Genomic DNA, 17,951 nt, shown 5'->3' with positions numbered 1-17,951 from the left:
CTCGTCCAGAATCTGACAGCCAGCCCAATCCCTGTGGGAGCGGGCTTGTCCCGCGATAGGCTCGGTACAGACGCCGCGAACCTATTTGGACAAGTACCTCATCGCTTCCTCCAACCCCTGCAAGGTCAGCGGGAACATCCTGTCCTCGACCAGCTCACGCACCAGTTGGGTGGAGGCGGTGTAGTTCCAGGTCTGTTTCGGGTAAGGATTGATCCAGACGATCTTCCTGAATTTCTCCATGAAGCGCTGCATCCACACATACCCGGCCTCTTCGTTCCAGTGCTCGACGCTGCCGCCCGGCTGGGTGATCTCGTAGGGCGCCATCGCCGCATCGCCGACGAACACCACCTTGTAGTCATCACCGTACTTGTGCAGCAGGTCGAAGGTGGAAAAACGCTCGGAGGTGCGGCGCAGGTTGTTCTTCCACACCGATTCGTAGACGAAGTTGTGGAAGTAGTAGTACTCCAGATGCTTGAACTCGGTCTTGCAGGCCGAGAACAGCTCTTCGCACACTTTCACGTGGGCATCCATCGAGCCGCCGATATCGAACAGCAACAGCAGCTTGACCGTGTTGCGCCGTTCCGGACGCATCTGGATGTTCAACAGCCCGGCATCGCGGGCGGTGTGGTCGATGGTCCCGTCGATGTCGAGCTCCTCGGCGGCGCCCTCGCGGGCGAACTTGCGCAGGCGACGCAGGGCCAGCTTGATGTTGCGCGTGCCCAGCTCGACCTGGTCGTCGAGGTTCTTGTACTCGCGCTGATCCCAGACCTTGACCGCCTTGCCCTGACGCTTGCCGGCCTCGCCGACGCGGATGCCCTCGGGGTTGAAACCGCCCGAGCCGAACGGGCTGGTGCCGCCGGTGCCGATCCACTTGTTGCCGCCGGCGTGGCGTTCCTTCTGCTCCTCGAGACGCTTCTTGAATTCCTCTATCAGCTTGTCGAGCCCGCCGAGCGACTGGATCTGCGCGCGCTCTTCATCGCTGAGCGAGCGTTCGAACTCCTTGCGCAACCATTCTTCGGGGATCAGCGCTTCCAGGTGGCGGTCGAGGTTTTCCAGGCCCTTGAAATAAGCCGAGAAGGCGCGGTCGAACTTGTCGAAATGGCGCTCATCCTTCACCAGGATTGCCCGCGCCAAATAGTAGAACTCGTCCATGTCGGCGAATACCACACGCTGCTGCAGGGCGTTGAGCAGGTCGAGCAGTTCGCGCACCGACACCGGCACCTTGGCCGCGCGCATTTCATTGAACAGGTTGAGCAGCATGGCCAGCCCCTCAGCGGTTGCCGCGACGGCTCATGAAGGCCAGGCGCTCCAGCAGTTGTACGTCCTGCTCGTTCTTGACCAGGGCACCGGCCAGCGGCGGGATGGCCTTGGTCGGATCGCGCTCGCGCAGCACCGCCTCACCGATGTTGTCGGCCATCAGCAGCTTGAGCCAGTCGACCAGCTCGGAGGTGGAGGGCTTCTTCTTCAGGCCCGGCACCTTGCGCACGTCGAAGAATACGTCCAGCGCCTCGCTGACCAGCGACTGCTTGATGTTCGGGTAGTGCACATCGACGATGCGCTGCAGGGTTTCGCGGTCGGGGAAGGCGATGTAGTGGAAGAAGCAGCGGCGCAGGAAGGCGTCGGGTAGCTCTTTTTCATTGTTGGAGGTGATGATGATGATCGGGCGCTGTTTCGCCTTGATGGTCTCGTCGATTTCGTAGACGTAGAACTCCATCTTGTCGAGTTCCTGCAGCAGGTCGTTGGGGAACTCGATGTCGGCCTTGTCGATCTCGTCGATCAGCAGGATCACGCGCTCATCGGCCTCGAAGGCTTCCCACAGCTTGCCTTTCTTCAGGTAGTTGCGCACATCGTGGACCTTGTCCACGCCCAGTTGCGAGTCGCGCAGGCGGCTCACCGCATCGTACTCGTAGAGGCCCTGGTGGGCCTTGGTGGTGGATTTGATGTGCCAGGTGATCAGGCGTGCCCCGAAAGATTCGGCCAGTTGCTCGGCCAGCATGGTCTTGCCGGTGCCCGGCTCGCCCTTGACCAGCAGCGGGCGTTCGAGGGTGATGGCCGCGTTGACCGCCAGCTTCAGGTCGTCGGTGGCGACGTAGTTGCGGGTGCCTTCGAATTTCATGGAGCCGATCCTCTGCGGGGTGTCGGTGCTGGCTTTTTCGCGGGCAAGCTGGCTCCTACAGGGGAGAGTACCTTGTGGGAGCGGGCTTGCCCGCGAAAAGGCCGACACCGAGAACTCATGTCTAAGATGTATCCCCGACTATAACGCGGCCCCAGGCGGCTGCAAACGCAGACCGGGTATTCAGTCCCTGAATGGCCCGTCACCCCGGTTTCAGTCAGCCTTGGGTGGCGGCTGCTCGTAGCGGGCGTTGAATGCCTGGACGAAACCATTGCGCAATATCTGCAGGAACGCCTCGAATGCGCTGATGTTCTGTTGATGCACGCTGCCACTGAGCTCGACGCGGGTGGCGAACTGATTCTTCGGCTGGTTCTTCAGCACCGTTTCACTGGCACCGACCACCGCCTCCCAGATCGAGCGGAAGAAGCCTTTGTCCTTGTCTTCGACATCCTGCTGCCAGTCGAACACATCGACATCGCGCAGCAACGGCTTGATATAGCCGTTGAGCCTACCGTTCTCGGCCTGGGCCTCGATAACCAGGTCGCCGTGCCCGGCATTGAAATCGAACTTGCCATAGGCGCTGGCGAAGTCATTGAGTCGACGCAGTTCCAGGCCCTCGGCGCGCAGACGGAACTCGAAGTCGTCGAAGTCGCTGAACGGATCGAAGGTGGCGCGGCTTTCGACCTTGGCATCTCCGGCGATCAGGGCGGTGGCCTCGAAGCTGGCGTCACGCCGACCCTTTTCGTCGCGCACGTTGGTCAGGTTGCGGATACTGGCCTGAAGCTGGATGGCCTTGAGGTCCACAGGCGGCTTGGAGTTGAAGTTGCGAAAGGTCAGGGTGCCGTTTTCGATGCGCACTTCGTTGAGCGTAATTGGCAGCAGTTTCTCCAGTTGCTGGCGCCAGTCGGTGCCCTGGCCGGTCTGCGAGTTCTGTTTGCTGCCGCCATCGACGAAGTTGAGTTCGGGCCGCACGAACGCCACCTCGGCGACCACGGCCTGGTCGTACCACAGCGCATGCCAACTGACCGACAGGTCGATCAGCGGCGCATCGAGCAGCGGCACGGGCACCTTGCCGGTGGTCTTGACGATCTTCAGCCCGTTGATCTGGTAGGCACCGCGCCACCAGGCGAGATCGACGTCGGCGACCTGGCCGCGGTAGTCGCCCATGTCGGCGAGCTTGTCGTTCAGGTAGTCGCGCACCAGGTAGGGCAGGGCCAGATGCAGGGCCACCAGCAGCACGATCAGGCCGGCCAGGCCGATCAGCGGCCAGCGATAACGGGCTTTCATCGCAAGCTCTCCAGGGCAGGTTGTGCGGTTGACCGCCAGGCGCCGGGCTTGGTTCGAACGGGCTTTACGGGCTGCCGGGGCAGGCTTACCCTTGAAGCTTTCCCGCCTGTTTCCAACGATTCAAGGACCCCTGCCATGAGCCGTATCTACGCCGACAACGCCCACTCCATCGGCAACACGCCGCTGGTGCAGATCAACCGCATCGCCCCGCGCGGGGTGACCATTCTGGCCAAGATCGAGGGGCGCAATCCGGGCTATTCGGTGAAGTGCCGGATCGGCGCGAACATGGTCTGGGACGCCGAAGGTAGCGGCAAGCTCAAACCGGGCATGACCATTGTCGAGCCCACCTCGGGCAACACCGGCATCGGCCTTGCCTTCGTTGCTGCGGCGCGCGGCTACAAGCTGATTCTGACCATGCCGGCCTCCATGAGCCTGGAGCGGCGCAAGGTGCTCAAGGCGCTGGGCGCCGAGCTTGTGCTGACCGACCCTGCCAAGGGCATGAAAGGTGCGATCGAAAAAGCCAACGAGATCGTCGCCTCCGATCCCGCGCAGTACTTCCAGCCAGGGCAGTTCGAAAACCCCGCCAACCCGGCGATTCACGAGAAGACCACCGGCCCCGAGATCTGGAACGACACCGACGGCGCCGTTGACGTGCTGGTCGCAGGTGTCGGCACCGGCGGCACCATTACCGGCGTGTCGCGCTACATCAAGCACACCCAGGGCAAGCCGCTGCTGTCGGTGGCTGTGGAGCCGGTGGCTTCGCCGCTGATCAGCCAGACCCTGGCCGGCGAGGAACTCAAGCCCAGCCCGCACAAGATCCAGGGCATCGGCGCAGGTTTCGTGCCGAAGAACCTCGACCTGTCGGTCGTCGACCAGGTCGAGCAGGTCACCGATGAAGAGTCCAAGGCCATGGCCATCCGCCTGATGCAGGAGGAGGGGATCCTGTGTGGTATCTCCTGCGGTGCGGCGATGGCGGCGGCCGTGCGCCTGGCGGAAAAACCGGAGATGCAGGGCAAGACCATCGTGGTGATCCTGCCGGACTCGGGCGAGCGCTACCTGTCGAGCATGCTGTTCAGCGACATGTTCAGCGAGCAGGAAAACCAGCAGTGAAGCCCAGGGGCGTCTAGCGCCCCTGCCTCAACGCTGATCCTGGGCAATGCCGACGGTTTCGGTTTGCTGCACAGTCCGTGACACTGTGATCCGGTCCGGGCTGTTTTTACCCGGCCCGGATGGGTTTATCATGTCCGGCTATCTGGGGATGGCCTGATTTCCCCGTCAAGGAGTGTTGCATGACCTTTTCCTTCGTCGCCAAGGCGGGTGTCCTGCTGGTGTTCTTCGGCAGTGTGCTGTTCGTGCACCTGCGCGGCAAGGCACGCCTGCCGGTACTGCGCCAGTTCGTCAACCATTCGGCGCTGTTCGCCCCCTACAACAGCCTGATGTACCTGTTCTCCGGCGTACCGTCCAAGCCTTACCTGGACCGCCAGCGGTTCCCGGAGCTGGATGTGCTCAAGGATAACTGGCAGGAGATCCGCGAAGAGGCCATGCGCCTGTTCGACGAGGGGTATATCCGCGCAGCCGAAAAAGACAATGACGCCGGCTTCGGCTCGTTCTTCAAGAAGGGCTGGAAGCGGTTCTACCTCAAGTGGTACGACAAGCCGCTGCCGTCCGCCGAGGCCCTGTGCCCGCGTACCGTCGAACTGGTCAGCAGCATTCCCAACGTCAAAGGTGCAATGTTCGCCCTGTTGCCTGGCGGTAGCCACCTGAACCCGCATCGCGACCCGTTTGCCGGCTCCCTGCGCTATCACCTGGGGCTGTCGACCCCCAACTCCGATGACTGCCGCATCTACGTCGATGGCCAGGTCTATGCCTGGCGTGACGGCGAAGACGTGATGTTCGATGAAACCTATGTGCACTGGGTGAAGAACGAAACCGACGTGACGCGGGTAATCCTGTTCTGTGACGTCGAGCGTCCGCTCAACAGCCCGCTGATGACCCGCATCAACCGCAAGGTCAGCGCGTTCCTTGGCCGCGCCACCGCGCCGCAGAACACTGACGACGAGCGGGTGGGCGGGATCAACCAGGCCTATGCCTGGAGCAAGCGCTTCAGCAACCGCATCAGCACCCATGTGAAGCAGTTCAAGCGCTCCAACCCCAAGGCCTACCGCATCCTGCGGCCGGTGCTGGCGGTGGTGGTGGCCTACCTGCTGTATCGCTGGTTGTTCTGATTCGTTGACCTCTTCGCGGGCTTGCCCGCGAAGAGGTCTGTCCGATCAATCCAGGGTGTTGCCCTGTCCCGCATTCACCGATATATTCCGAAACATCCATCTTCCCCGAAGACCTGTTCATGCCAGCCATCCCTTCCACCTCCGCCTACGTTCTCGCGCCTGTCGCGGGCGTTGTCGTGCGTGGCAGCCAGCAGCCGGCCATGATCAGTCACTACCCACCACCTGTCAGTGGCGTCGTCGGCGGCGTATCCCCGCCTCGCTGCGTGGTCGTGCTGGGCTGATCGGCGTTCTCGCCGGCCCACGCGCACTCGCAACCTACTGAACACGGTCGGCCTCTTTGCTCGCTGAAGCGCGCCCACCGTTTGGCTTTTGCCCAATACTCAGGTGGCACTACATGTCTGTCCTTTCCAAAGCATCCGTGGCCTCGGCGGCCACTACCAGCCTGTTCGTCCTGCTGTGGAGCAGCGGGGCGATCGTCTCCAAGCTCGGCCTGGCCCAGGCCAGCCCCTTCGCCTTCCTGCTGCTGCGCTCGGCCCTGGCCCTGGCAGGGCTGTTGCTGATCGGCCCCTGGCTGGGGTTGCGCTGGCCGCGCAGTCGCGGCGGTATCCTGCGTGCCCTGGGCACCGGTTGCGTGCTGCTCGGTGCGTACCAGATCTTTTACCTGCTGGCGCTCAACACCCACGTCACCCCCGGAGTCATGGCCACGGTCATGGGGGTGCAACCAATCCTCACGGTGGTGTCGATGGAGCGTCAGCGCTCATGGAGCCGTCTGTTCGGCCTGGGCCTGGGGCTTGGCGGCCTGGTGATGGTGGTCTACCAAGGCATCAACCTGGGTGGGGTTTCCCTTGCCGGGATGCTGTTTGCCCTGCTGGCGCTGACCAGCATGACGTTCGGCTCGATCCTGCAGAAGCGCATCACCGACAACCCGATGGGGACCTTGCCGCTGCAATACCTCGCAGGGTTTGCCCTGTGTGCGGTGTTTGCGCCGTTTCAGCCGCTGCACGTCGAATGGAGCGCCAGTTTCGTCGGCGCCCTGCTGTGGATGGGATTGGTGGTGTCGTTGCTGGCGACGCTGCTGCTCTATCGGTTGATCGCCCGAGGCAACCTGGTCAATGTCACCAGCCTGTTCTACCTGGTGCCAGCAGTGACTGCCGTGATGGATTTCCTTATCTTCGGTAACCGCCTGGCGCCGCTGAGCCTGCTGGGGATGGGGCTGATCGTGGTGGGGTTGCTGTTCGTGTTCCGCAAGCCTGGGGTGAAGATGGCCGAGGCCTGATACCGCCTGCGGCGGTACGGTTTCAGGCACGCGCCGGCCGCAGCACCAACCACAGTGCTGCGGCAATCAGGACCCCGCCATACAGGTGCGCCAACGACAGGGGCTCATCCAGCAACCAGGCTCCCCACAGCACCCCGAACACCGGAATCAGGAAGGTCACGGTACTGGCCTTGACCGGCCCGATTTCGTTGAGCAGGCGGAAGTACAGGATGTAGGCGAAGGCCGTGCACACCAGCCCCAGGCCCAGCAACGACAGCCACACCGACCAGCCACCCCAGCTGGCGGGTGGCTGGGTCAGGGCGCTCCAGGCAAACAGCGGGCTGAGCAGCAAGGTCGCTCCCAGCATGCTGCCCAAGGCCGACAGGCGGCTGTCCAGGCCGCCGATCCAGCGCCGGGCGAGAAAACCGGCGAAGCCATAGCAGGTGGTCGCCGCAAGGCAGGCCAGGGCGCCTTGCACCAGTGCCATGTCCAGCGCCACCGGGCCTGCGCCGCTGAGGATGCCGACGCCGAACAGGCCCAGGAAGATCCCGCACAGTTTGGGCAGGGTCATGCTTTCGCGGAAGAACAACGCGCCGATCAGCACGCCCATCAGCGGTGTGGTGGCGTTGAAGATTGCCGAATAGCCCGCGGGCAATACCTGCGCGGCGACCGAATAGAAGGTCGCCGGAATGCCCGAGTTGATCATGCCCAGCACCAGGCAGGCACCGAGCTTGCCCTGGAAGTCCCAGCGCACCCTGGCTGCGGCGAGGATGCCGATCAGGCCGAGGCAGGCGATGGAGACGCGAAAGAAAGCGGTCGGCACCGTACCCAGTTCAGGGGCGATGATGCGCATGAACAGGAAGCTCGCGCCCCAGACGGCGGCAAGGGTCAGCAGGCGGGCGAGGGCGATGGGGCTCACGGGTATCTCCGGGTTCTGGGCAGGGGCGCGAGTGTACGTCAGCTGTCGGGGGTGTTTCTTGTGCTTTCTTGCTTTGGCAATTGTGTTGGCCCACGAAAAGGCCGACACCCGACTAAGCTCTTTTCATTCCGCACCCAACGAGCCCCTCAGCATGCCCCAGCCCTGGCCCGCTGCAGCCATCGCCCGGATGATCCTCGATGGCTTCGACAATTACCGCGAACACTTTCGCCGCATCACCCTGGGCGCCCGCGAACGCTTCGAGCAGGCGCAATGGCAGGCGATCCAGCAGGCCGCTGCTGCGCGGATCAACCTGTACGAAGAGAAGGTCGCCGAGGTCAACGGCTGGTTGCGCGAGGCTTTCGACGCCTCGCTGCTGCTGGACGTGGAACAGTGGCCGCTGGTCAAGAGCGCCTATATCCGCTTGATCGACCCGCGCCTGGACGATGAGCTGGCCGAGACCTGGTACAACTCCCTGTTCTGCAGCCTGTTCAGCCACGACCTGATCAGCGACGGCTGCATGTTCATCCACACCACCCGTCCGGCCATGCGCGGCCGCGAGCGCGCTGCACAGACCCGCACCTATCACCTGCGCGATGGCCTGGGCAGCCTGTTGCGGGCGATCCTTGCCGACCATGCTTTCGAAGTGCCCTACGGCGAGCTGGACGCCGATCTAATGCGCCTTGAGGAGCAACTGCGTGACTGCCTGCCCGACTGGGTATGCAAGGACCCGGCGCTGGCCGTGGAGCTGTTTTCCTCGGTGCTGTACCGCAACAAGGGCGCCTATCTGGTCGGGCGCCTGTACACCCGTGACGAGCAATGGCCGCTGGTGATCCCGCTGCTGCACCGCGAGGGCCATGGCATCGAGGCCGATGCCCTGATCACCGACGAGGCCGAGGTGTCGATCATCTTCTCGTTCACCCGCTCGTACTTCATGGTCGATGTGCCGGTGCCGGCGGAGTTCGTCAACTTTCTCAAGCGCATCCTGCCGGGCAAGCATGTTGCCGAGTTGTATACCTCGATCGGCTTCTACAAGCATGGCAAGTCGGAGTTCTACCGCGCGTTGATCAATCATCTGGCCAGTACCGATGACCGTTTCGTCATGGCGCCTGGCGTGCGTGGCATGGTGATGAGTGTGTTCACTCTGCCGGGCTTCAACACCGTGTTCAAGATCATCAAGGATCGCTTTTCACCCTCGAAGACCGTCGACCGGGCCACGGTGATCGAAAAATACCGGCTGGTGAAAAGTGTCGATCGCGTGGGGCGTATGGCCGACACCCAGGAGTTCGCCGATTTTCGCTTCCCGGTGGCCAAGTTCGAAGCCGATTGCCTGGCCGAGCTGTTGGAGGTCGCGCCTTCGACGGTGGTGGTGGAGGGTGACAGCGTGCTGATCCGCCACTGCTGGACCGAACGGCGCATGACGCCGTTGAACCTGTACCTGGAGCAGGCGAGCGAGGCCCAGGTGCTCGAAGCGCTGGAGGACTACGGGCTGGCGATCAAGCAACTGGCGGCGGCAAACATCTTTCCCGGCGACATGCTGCTGAAGAACTTCGGGGTTACCCGGCATGGGCGGGTGGTGTTCTACGACTATGACGAGATCAGCTATCTCACCGAGGTGAATTTTCGCCATATCCCGCCGCCGCGCTACCCGGAAGATGAGATGTCTGGCGAGCCCTGGTATTCGATCGGGCCGCACGATGTGTTTCCCGAGGAGTTCCCACCCTTCCTGTTCGCCGATATCGGCCAGCGCCGCTTGTTCAGCCGGCTGCATGGGGAGCTGTATGACGCCGATTACTGGCAGGGATTGCAGGGGGCGATACGGGCGGGGAAGGTGATTGATGTATTCCCCTATCGGCGCAGGGGCAGGTGAGGGTGTCAGTTGAGTCGGTGGTGGCCTTTTCGCGGGCAAGCCCGCTCCTACACCCCCTCCACCGCCCTTGTAGGAGCGGCGGTTCGCCGCTGCGACTTGCCCGCGAAAAGGCCACCCCGACCCTCACCCCTTGAGGCACTTCAGCTCGCTGAAGTCACGACGTACCTTGGCCAGCCGATCCTGCAGGAACTGCCGCTGCGCCGGGCTGCTCTGCTGCATCAGGTCGACCAGCAGGCTGCGTGCCTGCAGTTCGGTGTTCTCGAAGGCCATGCGGTAGGCCGGTGACCACAGGCTCTCCTTGCGCTGCAGCAGCTGCGCCAGGCGCGGCTCGAACGCTGGCGAGCGGCGTTGCTCCATGGCCAGCACCAACTGCTGCTGCCAGGCTTGGCGGTTGGCGATCCACTCGCTGTTCTGATCGCCGAGGGCCTGGGACCAGGTCATCACCCGCAGGCGCTGGCGGGCATTGAGTTCGCCCAGCCACGGCGTCAGGCGTTTTTCCATGCGCGTTGCGCGCGCCTGGATCTGCTTGGGCAGCGGAGTGTCGACATACTGTTTCTGGCGTTCGGCAATGTCGTCATCGAACGCCTTGCGCATTTCGGCGACCTGCGCGTCGCTCATGCCGCGCAGCAATTCGGTCGCGGAGGGTGTGATTTCTTCGGCGACCCGGCCAATGGCCTGGCGCGCCTCGGTAGTGCGCTGCTGCAGGGCCTGGTCGGTCACGGTCTGGTTGGCAACCATCAGGCGCACCTTGTCGAGCCAGTCGAGGTAGCCGGGCAGCTGTGTCTTGCAGTGCCAGGCCAGGTGTTCCTTGAGCCGTTCGTCGAGCAGGGCCTTCTGCTGGCGATTCATGTCCAGGTAGTCGCCCAGCGACCAGGGCACCAGCCGGTCGAGGTTGCGGTAGGCGAGGTCGATACGGCTGCAGGCCGCGAGCGTAAGGGCAAACGCGAGAATGAGCAGCAGGGCTCTGGGCAGACGGACAGGCATGAGCGAATCCTTGCAGGTTGCTTGCCAGGCAATAGATACGCGCCGCGCTCGGCGGTTCCCACGGATCGGGCAGCCGGGCAGCTTCAGGTGTAGAATAGCCGCCTTGTCTTGAGGAACATCGGAAATGGCTCTGCTTGGGCGTTACAACAGTTTGCAAATCGTGAAACACGTGGAGTTCGGTCTTTACCTGGACGGCGGCGCCGACGGCGAGATCCTCCTGCCCAGGCGCTACTTCCCCAAGGACGCCGAGCTCGAGCTCGACGACTGGCTGAACGTGTTCATCTACCTCGACAGCGAAGACCAGCTGATCGCCACCACCGAGAAACCCAAGGTGCAGGTCGGTGAGTTCGCCAGTCTCAAGGTCAAGGACATCAACGGTGCCGGCATCTTCCTCGATTGGGGCCTGTCCAAGGACTTGCTGATGCCCTACTCGGAAGAGGCGCAGCAGTTGAAGATCGGCGATTACTGCGTGGTGCACGCTTACCTCGACAAGCGCACCCGACGCATCACCGCCACCGCGCGCCTGGACCGCTACCTCGACCGTACCCCGGCCGACTACAAGGCGGGCCAGCCGGTGGAGTTGCTGGTGGCGGGCGAGACGCCAATGGGCTTCAAGGCGATCATCAACAACCGCCACTGGGGCCTGATCCACAAGAACGAGGTGTTCAAGTTCCTGCGCTCGGGCATGCACGAGAAGGGCTTCATCAAGGAAGTGCGCCACGACGGCAAGATCGCCCTGAGTCTGCAGCCGGTGGGCGCGGCCTTGGCCGACAGCCTGCAGGAGCAGATCCTCAAGCGCCTGGACGAAGCCGGAGGCGTGCTGCCGGTGTGCGACAAGAGCGCACCGGAAGTGATCGCCAAGCTGTTCAACGTCAGCAAGGGCAATTTCAAGAAGGCTATTGGCGGGCTGTTCAAGCAGGGGCTGATCGTCATCCATGACGATCGCATCGAGCGGGCCTGATCAGGCCTGCACGAAGGTGCTGAAGTCCAGTTGCTCACCGCCTGGGCGGGTGTCGCGCAGCAGCGAGTCGCGGTCGGCGCTCAGCGCCAGGCTGATGGTCGAGCGGCGCTTGCCGGGGTGGCGGACTTCCATCTGTTCCTGATGCGCGCGCAGGAAGTTGACCGGCACTTTCAAGTGCTGCAGTTCGTCGGTTTCCGGGGAGTGCAGCAGCAGGTTGACCCAATCGGGCTGGCCTTTGCGCAGCAATGCCACCGGCACCTCGAACCACCACAGGTTGCGTTTCTTGTCGAGGATGGCGAACAGGGTGTTGTCGCGGTCGAGCACCGGCCGGTTCAGCGCTTGGTTGCGCCGGGCGATGGCGGTGGGTTTGTCGAGTTTCATGCAGGTTCCTGCGGGTTGACGCCAGAAAGGCCTGACATTGTGCGGGGTGGCGCGGGGCGCGGCAAGGGTTGTGGGGTGGGTTGGGTCGGCCTCCTCGCGGGTTTGCCCGTGAAGAGGCCCTGAGCTTCAGCGCCGCAACGGCTGGCTCAACTCCGAGGTCGCGCCATCGGCTGTGGTCACCGTCGCGGTGAAGCTGTTCAAGCCGTCACTGCCGTCCAGCCTCTTCTCGAACCGTGCCTTGCCCTGGGCATCGCTGGCGACCAGCACCTCGCCCAGATACTGCTCCGCCTCCCGCCCATCCGCCGCCGCATTGCCGAACACCTCGATGCGCAGCAGGCTGGATGCCGGCCCTTGCACTTCACCTTGCAGCATCTGCCCGGCCAGCCCGATCAGACGCGGCGCCTGCTGATTGTGATTGGGCAGCGGCTGGCACGGCTGGGGTTGGCCGCTGCCATCGCAGATGATCGCCTGGTCCTTTTTCGCCAGTTCCGCGCCGACACCGCGCGAACCGACGTACAGCGCGTGGGCCTGGGCCGGCACACCGAAGATGATCGCGCCAGTGCGCTGGTTCGCGACGCACGAGCCACCCGCTTCGCAGCGCCGGATATCCAGGCCATTGCCCCAGATACGGTTGGCGGTGACGCGGGTGGCGGTGACTTCCGGCTCCGGACGCAGGGCCACGCCGATGCGGTTGCCGTGGATCAGGTTGCCGTCGAGGATGTTGCCCTCGCCGGTCACGCTGATGCCGATGGAGTTGCCGGTGAAGGTATTGGCACCCAGGTAGTTGCGCTTGCCCCAGTTGATCTGCAGGCCGTCGGAGTAGTTCTCGAAGCGGTTGCGCACCACGCTGTTGTCGTTGCCCAGCAGGATCTCGATGCCCTGGGAAGGCTCGGGGTTGGCGTCGGTGGAGCGGAACAGGTTGTCGGCCACCAGGTTGAACGCGGCGCCGCGGGTCAGCTCCAGGCCGTCGCCGTTGTCGATCAGTTGGTTGCGCAGCACCTTGTTGTTGAGTGTGGTGGTGGCCGTCGGGTTGCCCGCGCCGTCATCGCCCGTGAGCATGATCCCGGCCCCGCCCTTGTTGGCGACGATGCGGTTGTCTTCGATCACGTTGCCGCTGGCGCGGTTGACCAGGATGCCGATGCAGAAGTTGCGCACTTCCAGGCCACTCAGGTGCACGCCCTGGGTGTCGCGCAGCACCAGGCCGGGGTTGGTGGTGGTGCGCACATTGGTGCCGAACTGGCCGGGCAGGGCGCCTGGGCAGGTGCGTACCCCCTGGTCCTTGATATAGCCGGCGCCGTCGATGGCGATGTACTGGCCGTCACGTGCCCAGGCCAGGCCGGTGATGCGTACCGGGCCTTTGATTTCAGGCAGTGGCCGGCTCGGGCGGATCACGTAGGGCGGCTCGCCGACCGCGGCGATGTCGATGCGGTAGTGGCCGGGGTTGCGGTTGCTGGTTTCCAGGGCCCAGCGCAGGGTGCCGGGTTGGTCGTCGTCGGTGTAGCGCTCGACCCGCAAGGTTTGCACGGCGGTCGGGGCGGCGGCGAGGGCGGGCAGGGGAAGCAACGGCAGCATGGCCGCGAGTAGGGGCATCAATCGCATGTGCAAGGTTTCCACGAACTGTTGTTTTTATGAATGGCCGGATTCTAGAGCTGCGCCTTCCGAGTGCGCAGCGGCGCTGGGACAATTCGGTGCGGTATTCGCCCGCTGTTTGCCGTTCGGCTTGGTGCCCGAGAAATTGTTGAAACTCTTGCGCAAGCGAACCGGTCCACCTTTTGTCGACACGGTTCACGTGTCTCTTTTTGCAGGAGATTCGCCATGAGCGGCACTAAAGACAAAGCCAAGGGCCTGGTCAACGAAGCGGTTGGCAACATCAAGCAAGGCGTCGGTAAAGTGACCGACAACGACAAGCTGCGTGCCGAGGGCAAGGCCCAGGAACTCAAGGGCGAAGGGCAGCAGGCGGTGGGCAAGGTCAAGGATGCGGTGAAAAAGCCTTGACCCGCGGTTGATGCACAGGGCCTTGTGGGCGCGCCGTTTTGCGCCCATGAGGCCTTACCGTTTTGTCTCAACGTCCGCCGTAGCCGTTTTCCTGATTTCGCCAGTGAGCAGTACGCGGTGCGCGTGGTCTATTAGACTTGTCTGCACAGTTGCAACCACGACGATCAAGCGGCGAAAGGAGACGCTATGATTTTTCCCGCCCTGCAGGGCCTGCCTCTGCACCGCGTGCTGGTGCGCACCGTCAAGGAATTCCTCGATGACGAGATGTCCACCTATGCCTCGGCACTGGCCTACCAGATGCTGTTCTCGCTGTTCCCTTTCATTTTGTTTCTGATCGCGCTGATCGGTTTCCTGCACCTGCCCGACTTCTTCTCCTGGTTGCGCCTGCAATCGGAACTGGTGCTGCCGCCCCAGGCACTCGAACAAGTCAATCCGGTGATCGACCAACTGCAGCAATCGAAGGGCGGATTGCTCTCGGTGGGTATCGTCATCGCCCTGTGGACGGCCTCGGCCGGTGTGCGCCTGATGATGAGCGCCATGAACGCCGCCTACGATGTGCCCGAGGGCCGTCCGGTGTGGAAGCGCATCCCGTTGTCGATCTTCTACACCATCGGCATCGCTGGCATGCTGCTGGCCGCCGCCGCACTCATGGTGCTGGGGCCGCAGGTGATGGAGTGGATCGCCGCCCAGGTCGGCCTGCAGGAGGTGATCGTCACCATTTGGACCGTGCTGCGTTGGCCGGCGATCATCATCCTGATGATGGTGGCGGTGGCGTTGATCTACTACGTGATGCCCGACGTGAAGCAGAAATTCCGCTTCATCACCCCAGGCTCGGTGCTGGCGGTGGTGGTGTGGATCATCGCCTCATTGGGCTTTGCCTACTACGTCAAGACCTTCGCCGACTACAACGCCATGTACGGCAGCATCGGGGCGATCATCGTGCTGTTGCTGTATTTCTATATCTCCGCCGCCGTGCTATTGCTGGGCGCCGAGATGAATGCGGTGATCGAGCACATGTCGGCTGAAGGCAAGAACCCCGGCGAGAAGGATTTCGACGGCGAGCAGCCGAAGGAGACCATCACTGTGCTCGGCCATGAGCATCCCGCGCATGCCGAACCCCAGACCCGTGAGCCGAACCCCTGATGATCCGTGACATCCTCAAGATGGGCGATGAGCGCCTGCTGCGCATCGCACCGCCTGTGCCCGAGCAGATGATCGGCAGCCCAGAGCTGCAGCAACTGATCGACGACATGTTCGAGACCATGCGCCACGTCGGTGGCGTCGGCCTGGCCGCGCCGCAGATCGGCATCGACCTGCAGCTGGTGATCTTCGGATTCGAGCGCAGCGAGCGCTATCCGGACGCCGAGCCCGTGCCGCAGACCATCCTGCTCAACCCGCTGATCACCCCGATGTCCACCGAGCTCGAGGACGGTTGGGAAGGGTGCCTGTCAGTGCCGGGCTTGCGCGGTGTCGTGCCCCGCTACAAGCACATCCGCTATGAGGGCCTCGACCCCCAGGGTGCCCCCATCAACCGCTTCGCCGATGGCTTTCATGCGCGGGTGGTGCAGCATGAGTGCGATCACCTCATCGGCCGGCTCTACCCATCGCGCATCCAGGATTTTGCCCGCTTCGGCTATACCGATGTGCTGTTTCCCGGGCTCGACGTTGCCGACGACTGAGCGCACACCATCGCTACCAGCGCTTTGCTGCGTTGGTAGCGGGCCAGCCGCGAGGCCAGTTCGGCGGGCAGGGCGCTCGCCGTTGTGAATGCCTGGCGCGCATAGAAGCTTTGCAGGTCGGGGTGGCAGAACAGCCAGGTCGGGCCTGTGCTGTAGTCCAGCGCTGCGCCTACCAGCCCTGCAGCGACACCCTGGCCACGCCACTGTGGCGCCACGAACAGGCCGGTCAGCCAATGGCCATCGGCGACGGGCGTCAGGTTCAATGCACCCACCATGACCTGATTACGCGCGACCCACAGTTGCCCCTCTGCACTGGCGCGCATGCGCGAGCCGTGCTGGCGGTAGAAGTGGTCGAGCAGGCGGCGCTGCGAGCGGCAGAGCGGGAGGAATTCGGGCAGGGTCATGGGGGGCTTTGTCGCAGATTGTTGCAAATCTGGCAAGGGTGAATATCCGACTGCAGGGTTCAAGTATTCGGTGGCGGGCGTAGAATTTCACTCATCCCTTCTGCAGTACGACGATGCGGGATCGGTGCTTCGTGTCATCGCCGACGATGACAACTTCTCCGCGCCAGTGACGGCATAAGAAGTCAATCGATCAACGTGATTGCTTTCAAGGCCACAGACTCATGAAAACATTACTCATTCTTGCATTGGTCGGGATGTCTTCGCTCGCCCTCGCGGACGAGGCCAAGACCACCCAGCCCCAGCCCCCGGTGCAGTACGATTACTCGATGAACCTGGATATCAAGCGGGTGATCAATCTGTCGACCATCCCCGATGTCTGCGAGGTGGTGCCGGCCACCATGACCTATGAGGATCATCAAGGTCAGGTGCACACCATTCAGTACCGAGCCATGGGCGAGGGTTGCCAGCAGGGGTGAGTGCTATCTCCCTGCCAGCTCGCCAAGTACCGCGCGCACGACCTCCAGCCCCTGCTTGAGCTGCGCGCGGCTGGTGGCGGCCGACAGGCTAATGCGCACGGCCCTGACCTCATCGCCACCCACCGCGAAGACACTGGCTGGTACTACTTCGACCCCACGTGCCCGGCAAGCGCCTACCAGTGCTTCAGCAGGCCCTGGGGTGTTCACCCAGACATGTGGCGAGGGCTCATCCTGAGCGCGCATCGCCTCACCGAACAGACGTCGCGCCAGGCGCCAGCGTTCCCCGATTTCCTCCCGTTGCCAAGCCAGCCGCCGCGCGGCTGTGCCATTGGCGATCCATTGGCAGGCGATGCGCAGGTTCAGCGGTGACACCGGCCAGTGCGTGGCCCGGGCATGCGGGTCGATGTGTTCCAGCACTGACGCCGGTGCGGCGATCCAGCCCAGGCGCAGCCCCGCCGCGACCGTCTTGGACAGGCTGCTGACGAGTATCCCCTGGCCGTCGAGCAAGGGGTACAAGGGCGCCCGCTCGCTCAGTGCGCCATAGACATCATCCTCGATCACCCGCAGGCCGTGACGCTTTACCACCTCGGCGATGGCCTGGCGACGGCTGTCGTCCATGCAGGCGCCGGTGGGATTGTGCAGGGTCGGTGTGGTCACCAGCACCCTGGCGCCACTGGCCCGCGTCACCCGATCAAGTTCATCCGGGCGCAGCCCTTGGTGATCCAGGGCCACGCCATGCACCGGCAGGCGCAACTGGCGACACGCTGCCTTGATCCCTGGTGCGGTCAGGGCTTCGACCATGACCGCCTCGCCGGGCTGGCACAGCGACTGCAGCACACATGCCAGCCCTTGCTGGGCGCCGCCGCACAGCAGCAGGTCGTCAGCGCCCAGCGCCAGCCCGCGCTGGGCCAGCCAGCGTGCGCCGTGCAGGCGACCGAGCAGCAGTTGGTCATGATCGAGGTAGTGATCGAGCAGGCTGAGGTCGTCCGCCTGCAGCAATGCCTGGAGGCTGTGCTGCAGGTCGTGCGGGTGCGGATCGGCCACCGGCACGTTGGTCGACAGGTCGATCAGCGACGAATGCCGGTCGTGCTGTTTGAGGCGAAACAGCGTTGCTTCCTTGCTGCCCGCCAATACGTAGGTACCGCGTCCCACTTCGCCGGCCACCAGGTGTCGCGCGGCAGCTTCGCGGTAAGCCTGCTGGGTGGTGCTCGGGTTGAGCCCCAGCTTCCAGGCCAGGCGCCGTTGTGGCGGCAGACGTTCCCCTACCTTGAGTTCACCGCGTTCGATGGCGGCGGCGATGGCATCGACCAGTGCCAGGTAGCGGGGTTGGGCGTCGTCGATCAGTTCCGGGGTCCACACGAAATTGCTACCCATGCAATATAAGGTTTGACCCATACAATGCCCG

At 63.5% G+C, this 17,951-nt stretch carries 19 protein-coding genes; 10 read left to right on the top strand and 9 right to left on the bottom strand.

From position 1 onward, the window contains the following. Window positions 1-81: 81 nt before the first annotated feature. From ACPZMI_RS07130 to ACPZMI_RS07120, 3 genes are all read right to left on the bottom strand, one after another. Window positions 82-1,260: a vWA domain-containing protein gene (locus ACPZMI_RS07130; protein ID WP_054895021.1), complete on the bottom strand. Its 1,179-nt coding sequence runs from the start codon at window positions 1,258-1,260 to the stop codon at window positions 82-84. Window positions 1,261-1,270: 10 nt separating this feature from the next. Next, window positions 1,271-2,116 (bottom strand): AAA family ATPase, encoded by an 846-nt coding sequence (locus ACPZMI_RS07125; protein WP_054895020.1) that lies wholly within the window; start codon window positions 2,114-2,116, stop codon window positions 1,271-1,273. 210 nt (window positions 2,117-2,326) lie between these two features. Next, the gene (locus ACPZMI_RS07120; RefSeq protein ID WP_186666904.1) at window positions 2,327-3,400 is read right to left on the bottom strand and encodes a DUF748 domain-containing protein; all 1,074 of its coding nucleotides are present in this window, start codon (window positions 3,398-3,400) and stop codon (window positions 2,327-2,329) included. Window positions 3,401-3,535: 135 nt separating this feature from the next. On the opposite strand from ACPZMI_RS07120, the gene cysK reads away from it, so the two are divergent. The 4 genes from cysK to ACPZMI_RS07100 all read left to right on the top strand — a co-directional run bounded on the left by cysK (window position 3,536) and on the right by ACPZMI_RS07100 (window position 6,901). Further along, window positions 3,536-4,510 carry a cysteine synthase A gene (gene cysK / locus ACPZMI_RS07115; RefSeq protein WP_186709782.1) on the top strand — a complete coding sequence of 325 codons (975 nt, stop codon included), beginning with the start codon at window positions 3,536-3,538 and terminating at the stop codon, window positions 4,508-4,510. Between the two features lie 179 nt (window positions 4,511-4,689). Next, window positions 4,690-5,625, top strand: a complete 936-nt coding sequence (locus ACPZMI_RS07110; RefSeq protein WP_063543682.1) for an aspartyl/asparaginyl beta-hydroxylase domain-containing protein — start codon at window positions 4,690-4,692, stop codon at window positions 5,623-5,625. Between the two features lie 119 nt (window positions 5,626-5,744). Then, entirely contained in the window at window positions 5,745-5,906 is a 162-nt protein-coding gene (locus ACPZMI_RS07105; RefSeq protein WP_186666902.1) for a hypothetical protein, read from the top strand. Window positions 5,907-6,019: 113 nt separating this feature from the next. Next, complete coding sequence (locus tag ACPZMI_RS07100) at window positions 6,020-6,901, top strand: DMT family transporter (protein ID WP_186709783.1); 882 nt, start codon at window positions 6,020-6,022, stop codon at window positions 6,899-6,901. Between the two features lie 22 nt (window positions 6,902-6,923). Here the strand turns inward: ACPZMI_RS07100 and ACPZMI_RS07095 are convergent, their stop codons facing one another. Continuing rightward, window positions 6,924-7,799, bottom strand: coding sequence for a DMT family transporter (locus ACPZMI_RS07095; protein WP_186666900.1), 876 nt, complete (start codon window positions 7,797-7,799; stop codon window positions 6,924-6,926). A 151-nt stretch (window positions 7,800-7,950) separates the two neighbouring features. Between ACPZMI_RS07095 and aceK the strand changes: the two genes are divergently transcribed. Further along, on the top strand, window positions 7,951-9,666 hold the full coding sequence (aceK, locus tag ACPZMI_RS07090; RefSeq protein ID WP_426351954.1) for a bifunctional isocitrate dehydrogenase kinase/phosphatase: 1,716 nt from the start codon (window positions 7,951-7,953) through the stop codon (window positions 9,664-9,666). Window positions 9,667-9,789: 123 nt separating this feature from the next. Here the strand turns inward: aceK and ACPZMI_RS07085 are convergent, their stop codons facing one another. Beyond that, window positions 9,790-10,650 carry a DUF6279 family lipoprotein gene (locus ACPZMI_RS07085; protein ID WP_426351953.1) on the bottom strand — a complete coding sequence of 287 codons (861 nt, stop codon included), beginning with the start codon at window positions 10,648-10,650 and terminating at the stop codon, window positions 9,790-9,792. 124 nt (window positions 10,651-10,774) lie between these two features. Between ACPZMI_RS07085 and ACPZMI_RS07080 the strand changes: the two genes are divergently transcribed. After that, window positions 10,775-11,611, top strand: a complete 837-nt coding sequence (locus tag ACPZMI_RS07080) for a CvfB family protein (protein ID WP_054925508.1) — start codon at window positions 10,775-10,777, stop codon at window positions 11,609-11,611. On the opposite strand, the gene ACPZMI_RS07075 is transcribed toward ACPZMI_RS07080, so the two are convergent. Next, on the bottom strand, window positions 11,612-11,992 hold the full coding sequence (locus tag ACPZMI_RS07075; protein ID WP_186666897.1) for a hypothetical protein: 381 nt from the start codon (window positions 11,990-11,992) through the stop codon (window positions 11,612-11,614). A 126-nt stretch (window positions 11,993-12,118) separates the two neighbouring features. Then, entirely contained in the window at window positions 12,119-13,591 is a 1,473-nt protein-coding gene (locus ACPZMI_RS07070) for a right-handed parallel beta-helix repeat-containing protein (RefSeq protein ID WP_426351952.1), read from the bottom strand. 216 nt (window positions 13,592-13,807) lie between these two features. Here ACPZMI_RS07070 and ACPZMI_RS07065 point away from each other — a divergent pair, with 216 nt between their 5' ends. From ACPZMI_RS07065 to def, 3 genes are all read left to right on the top strand, one after another. Continuing rightward, the gene (locus tag ACPZMI_RS07065; RefSeq protein WP_186666895.1) at window positions 13,808-13,987 is read left to right on the top strand and encodes a CsbD family protein; all 180 of its coding nucleotides are present in this window, start codon (window positions 13,808-13,810) and stop codon (window positions 13,985-13,987) included. Window positions 13,988-14,173: 186 nt separating this feature from the next. Continuing rightward, entirely contained in the window at window positions 14,174-15,130 is a 957-nt protein-coding gene (locus ACPZMI_RS07060; protein WP_186666894.1) for a YihY/virulence factor BrkB family protein, read from the top strand. Continuing rightward, on the top strand, window positions 15,130-15,666 hold the full coding sequence (gene def / locus ACPZMI_RS07055; RefSeq protein WP_186666893.1) for a peptide deformylase: 537 nt from the start codon (window positions 15,130-15,132) through the stop codon (window positions 15,664-15,666). The genes ACPZMI_RS07060 and def overlap by 1 nt, the downstream gene beginning before the upstream one ends. On the opposite strand, the gene ACPZMI_RS07050 is transcribed toward def, so the two are convergent. Beyond that, window positions 15,621-16,070: a GNAT family N-acetyltransferase gene (locus ACPZMI_RS07050; protein ID WP_426351951.1), complete on the bottom strand. Its 450-nt coding sequence runs from the start codon at window positions 16,068-16,070 to the stop codon at window positions 15,621-15,623. The two genes, def and ACPZMI_RS07050, sit on opposite strands and share 46 nt — an antisense overlap. 221 nt (window positions 16,071-16,291) lie before the next feature. Between ACPZMI_RS07050 and ACPZMI_RS07045 the strand changes: the two genes are divergently transcribed. Further along, a complete protein-coding gene (locus ACPZMI_RS07045) occupies window positions 16,292-16,546 on the top strand; it encodes a DUF2790 domain-containing protein (RefSeq protein ID WP_065861450.1) in 255 nt (84 codons plus the stop codon). A gap of 3 nt (window positions 16,547-16,549) precedes the next feature. Here ACPZMI_RS07045 and ACPZMI_RS07040 read toward each other — a convergent pair whose 3' ends face one another. After that, the gene (locus tag ACPZMI_RS07040; RefSeq protein WP_483407400.1) at window positions 16,550-17,905 is read right to left on the bottom strand and encodes an aminotransferase-like domain-containing protein; all 1,356 of its coding nucleotides are present in this window, start codon (window positions 17,903-17,905) and stop codon (window positions 16,550-16,552) included. Window positions 17,906-17,951: the final 46 nt, after the last annotated feature.

This window comes from Pseudomonas wayambapalatensis (assembly GCF_049942315.1).
In the GTDB taxonomy this organism is placed as follows: Bacteria; Pseudomonadota; Gammaproteobacteria; order Pseudomonadales; family Pseudomonadaceae; genus Aquipseudomonas; species Aquipseudomonas wayambapalatensis.
This window is presented reverse-complemented; position numbering and strand designations above follow the sequence as displayed.